Genomic DNA, 3,822 nt, shown 5'->3' on the forward strand with positions numbered 1-3,822 from the left:
TGGCGATGGAGGTGTTCGTCGGAGTTCACCTGCCCCAGGCTGAGGCCGACCGAATCATCAAGGCCTTCATGGACTGCCTGTCCTCGGTGGGCGCATTCGTCCGTTTCCCCATCCCGGGCGGACAATGGGCGCGGGCGATCGCGGCTCGCAAGGAACTCGAGAAGTTCTTCTACGACCTGTTGCCGCAGAAGAGGGCGACCGAGACACCCGATCTGTTCTCGGTGCTGTGCCACGCACAGTCCGAGCACGGGGAGATGTTCACCGACGAGGACGTCGTAAATCACATGATCTTCGTGCTGTTCGCCGCGCATGACACCTCGACCGTCACGTTGACCACGATGGCGTATCACCTGGCACGCCACCCGGAGTGGCAGGAACGGGCCCGGGCCAGGGCCCTGTCGCTGCCCGCTGAGCTCGCATACGAACATCTCGGCGAGATGACCGAGCTGGATTGGGTCATGAAGGAATCGTTGCGACTGAATCCTCCGGTGCCCTGGCTGGCCCGCCAGGCCATCAAGGACACCGAGGTCAACGGCTACCACATTCCGGCAGGAACGATGGTGATGGCACCGACACCGGCGATCCACAGCAATCCGCGGGTGTGGCACGACCCCTACACGTTTGATCCCGAACGGTTCAGTCCTCAGCGTGCCGAGGACAAGTCTCACCGATTCGCGTGGATGCCGTTCGGCGGCGGAGTGCACAAGTGCATCGGCCTGTACTTCGCGCAGATGGAGATCAAGACGATCCTTCATCACCTGCTGCGCAACTTCGAGTGGTCGGTACCCGAGGACTATCGCTGGACGCTGGAACCCCGCAGTTTGGGCGACCCGGTCGACGGCCTGCCGGTACGTCTTCGGCGCCAGTCGACAGCCCAATCGTGAAGGTACACATCGACCACGCACGGTGTGAAACCAACGCGCTGTGTATAGGAATGGCACCGGACCTGTTCGAACTGGCCGGCGACTACCCGGTCCAGGTGCCACACGTCATCCCCGCCGAGCGTCATGAAGAAGTTCGCGAGATCGTGGCCAGCTGCCCGACCGCGGCCCTGTCAATCGAATTCACCGATGGAGAGTGCTGACTGGCCTCTGTGTCAATGTCCCGCAGGTTGACCGCGGCCAGGTGCTCGACGCGGTCGCGATGAGTGCTTCGCGGTTGTGGTCGAGCAAGTTCTCGATGACCGTTCGCTCGGTGCCGCTGGTAATTCGATTGGTACTCATGGGCTTTCACTCCATTCTGTTACGCCGTTGAGGCCGGGTTGTCTGCATAGGTCGCGATGAATGACACGAGGCGGCGGTGCAGCGATCGAAATCGGGAGACGGACGACGCATCCAGCGACTCGGAACGACCGGGAAGCAATGGAGCATTCGATTCGCTCGCGGATTGGCTATGGAGCGTGGCGAGACGGCTGTCACCACCGCAGCCCAGGCCGGTCAGGAGTCGCTTCCACCTGGCGGCACCATGTCACAGAGTTTCAATCCGCGCTGCATGTCGATGATGGCAGCCTCGTCGGGTCGATGTAGTCAGCGAACTAGCAGCGGTGTGCGAGTACGTGGACTCCTGGGAAGCGGTGGATGGTGTCGGGGCGGTTGACGATCCGCCATTCTTCAGCGAAGCCGCTGTCGGCGAGCACGCGACTGAGTTCGTCGGGATGCCAGCGCCAGGCTGGAGCTACGGCGTGATCGAAAGAGGTTGCCGGGCCCGGGAAATCGGACGATTGAGACGCGATCAGTACGGGCGTTTCGGGGCGCAGTTGACCGGCCCACAGCCGGAGTATGTCGCTTACCTCATCCGGCGGGATGTGTATCAGGCTGAATCGGGCGATGACCGCCGCTATGGGATCCGTGACACCTGCCAGGGTCGAGTCACCGTCGATGAAGGCTAGATGGGGGTAGGTCTTGCGTGCGATCGCAAGCATCGCCGGGCTGGGATCACATCCAATGACATCAAGTCCGCGGCGATGGAGGTCGGCCGTGACGTGCCCGAGGCCGCACCCCACGTCGACAACGACACCCGGCGAGTGGATCTTCTCTACGAAGGCAGCAACGGCGTGTTGTTCGATGGGTGATTGGTAGGGGCCGGGAAACATCTCGGCGTAGCGGTCGGCGAGCGCGTCATATCCCGGTTGGGTCAGGTGCTCACTATCGCATTGCGGTGGGGCCCACCTGGATGTACCGAGGGTAACGATTACTTTGCTGAGTTGGGGTTTTTGCGCTGGTTGGCATTGAAGCGCGCTTTCTTCTGACGATTCCCGCACGTGTTCATGTCACACCATTTGCGGGTGCGACTTTGGCTAGTGTCGAAGAAGGCGGCTTGGCAGGTTGGCGATGCGCACAAGGCCAACTTTCCGTCTCGTTCGCCAGCGATGATGCTGATCGCGTCGGCGGCGATCACGCCTAGGGCATCTTCTACGAACCGTCCAACCAGCGACGTGCTGCCGCTAGCACGCGCGTCCTACGCCCCAATTGGACCCCGTGACGAGCCGTGTCTTGGCTACTGCGGCATTTTCCGACTACCTGAAGTGGCGGTTAGCTGAAGGGTGGTCACTGTAGGTGGGTGGCGAAGAACCTTTCGATCCGGTCCCAGGCGTCCTTGGCCGATTCGGGTTCCGGGCCGATACCGGCTACCCGCAGGAGGGGACGAAGGACGCGGGGGCCGGCTTCGGCGTCGTTGAGGAAGGCGTGGCTGGCAGCGGGGTACTCCTTGACATCGTGGATTACCTCCGCGCTGTCGAGTGCCGCGCCGAGCCGGCGGGCAGCCCCTCGAAGTGAGGGGTCGCGGCCACCGTAGTTTCCGACGATCGGGCAGGCGCCTGCGACCGCTTCGTCGAGGTGACGCGGCAGCTGGCCGTAATTGACTGCGGCCGCGTCAAATCCGCTGTTCGCGGTGAGGAGCGCGAAGCCCCCTCCGATGCAGAAGCCAATGACGCCGATCTTGCCGGCGCAGTCGGGAGAACAAGCCAGGTAGTCGTGGGCGGCGGAGATGTCGGCGAACGCGCGGCCGCGCCCACGCATCAAGGCGGTCATCGTGGCGACCAGGCATCGTGCCGTGCTACCCGCGCTGAACAGGTCGACGGCCAGGGTGAGGTAGCCGAAACCGGCGAGCCGGTCGGCGTGGCCGCGCATGACCTCGTCGAGGCCGAAGATCTCGTGGATCATCACCACGGCCGGCCATGGGCCGGTGCCCGGTGGGCTGGCCAGGTAGCCGCGAAGCGGCTGGGACCCGTCGCGGTCGACGGCGAGATCGGAGAGGTCGATGTCGGTCATGGTTGGGCATCCTGTCGCGTTGTGGCGGGCAATGTGTAGGGGCCGACGACGGCCGCACCGAGCAGCGAAAGCCCGTTGCGCAGGGCATCAGCCGGTACGTCATCGACGAGGTGGTGCATCACGATCAAGCCGTGCATGAGCGAAAACAGGGTCGCGGCAACGGCGTTGGTATCCGAGTTGGGCGGGATGTGCCCCTCGTCGCGCCACCGGCCTGCCAGTTCGGCGATGTGGTCGAGGGTTTCGAGGTAGAGCGCGCGGGCACGCTTCTGCAGTACCGGATCCCGCAGGGCCTCCGCCCATGTCTGCAGCGCGAGCCGCGTCATGTCGTAGTCGGGGTTGTCCGTCCTGTTGCGCAGTTCGGCGACGATCAGGCTCAGCGTTTCGGCCGGATCGGGGACGGGGTCGCGGTCGAGTAGGGCCGCGAAGATTCCCCGCACCCGCAGCACCCCTTCCTCGGCGCTGGCGTGGATCAACTCCTCCTTGCTGCCGAAGTAGCGGTACACCGCACTGGAGGACATCCCGGTCTCCGTGATCACCTGGTCCATCGAGGTGG

General features: G+C 63.9%; 5 protein-coding genes and 1 pseudogene. 2 read left to right on the forward strand and 4 right to left on the reverse strand.

The features are described 5' to 3' along the window. The coding region (locus QOI01_RS01675; protein WP_526377982.1) for a cytochrome P450 at positions 1-884 on the forward strand (884 nt) is incomplete at its 5' end. Next, a complete protein-coding gene (locus tag QOI01_RS01680; protein WP_526377984.1) occupies positions 881-1,084 on the forward strand; it encodes a ferredoxin in 204 nt (67 codons plus the stop codon). The genes QOI01_RS01675 and QOI01_RS01680, both read left to right, overlap by 4 nt. Before the next feature lie 450 nt (positions 1,085-1,534). Here QOI01_RS01680 and QOI01_RS01685 read toward each other — a convergent pair whose 3' ends face one another. The 4 genes and pseudogenes from QOI01_RS01685 to QOI01_RS01700 form a co-directional block, all read right to left on the reverse strand. Beyond that, positions 1,535-2,137 carry a class I SAM-dependent methyltransferase gene (locus QOI01_RS01685; RefSeq protein ID WP_526377990.1) on the reverse strand — a complete coding sequence of 201 codons (603 nt, stop codon included), beginning with the start codon at positions 2,135-2,137 and terminating at the stop codon, positions 1,535-1,537. 53 nt (positions 2,138-2,190) lie between these two features. Then, positions 2,191-2,415, reverse strand: a pseudogene (locus tag QOI01_RS01690) (CGNR zinc finger domain-containing protein); the annotation flags it as partial. Between the two features lie 131 nt (positions 2,416-2,546). Next, positions 2,547-3,269, reverse strand: a complete 723-nt coding sequence (locus QOI01_RS01695) for a dienelactone hydrolase family protein (RefSeq protein WP_526377986.1) — start codon at positions 3,267-3,269, stop codon at positions 2,547-2,549. Continuing rightward, a partial coding sequence (locus QOI01_RS01700; RefSeq protein WP_526377988.1) for a TetR/AcrR family transcriptional regulator occupies positions 3,266-3,822 on the reverse strand: 557 nt, incomplete at its 5' end. The genes QOI01_RS01700 and QOI01_RS01695, both read right to left, overlap by 4 nt.

Source organism: Mycobacterium sp. (assembly GCF_032162605.1).
In the GTDB taxonomy this organism is placed as follows: Bacteria; Actinomycetota; Actinomycetes; order Mycobacteriales; family Mycobacteriaceae; genus Mycobacterium.

Coding starts and splice junctions, on each gene's coding strand:
- QOI01_RS01695 (WP_526377986.1), bottom strand. CDS start 3,269: ATGACCGACATCGACCTCTCCGATCTCGCCGTCGACCGCGACGGGTCC.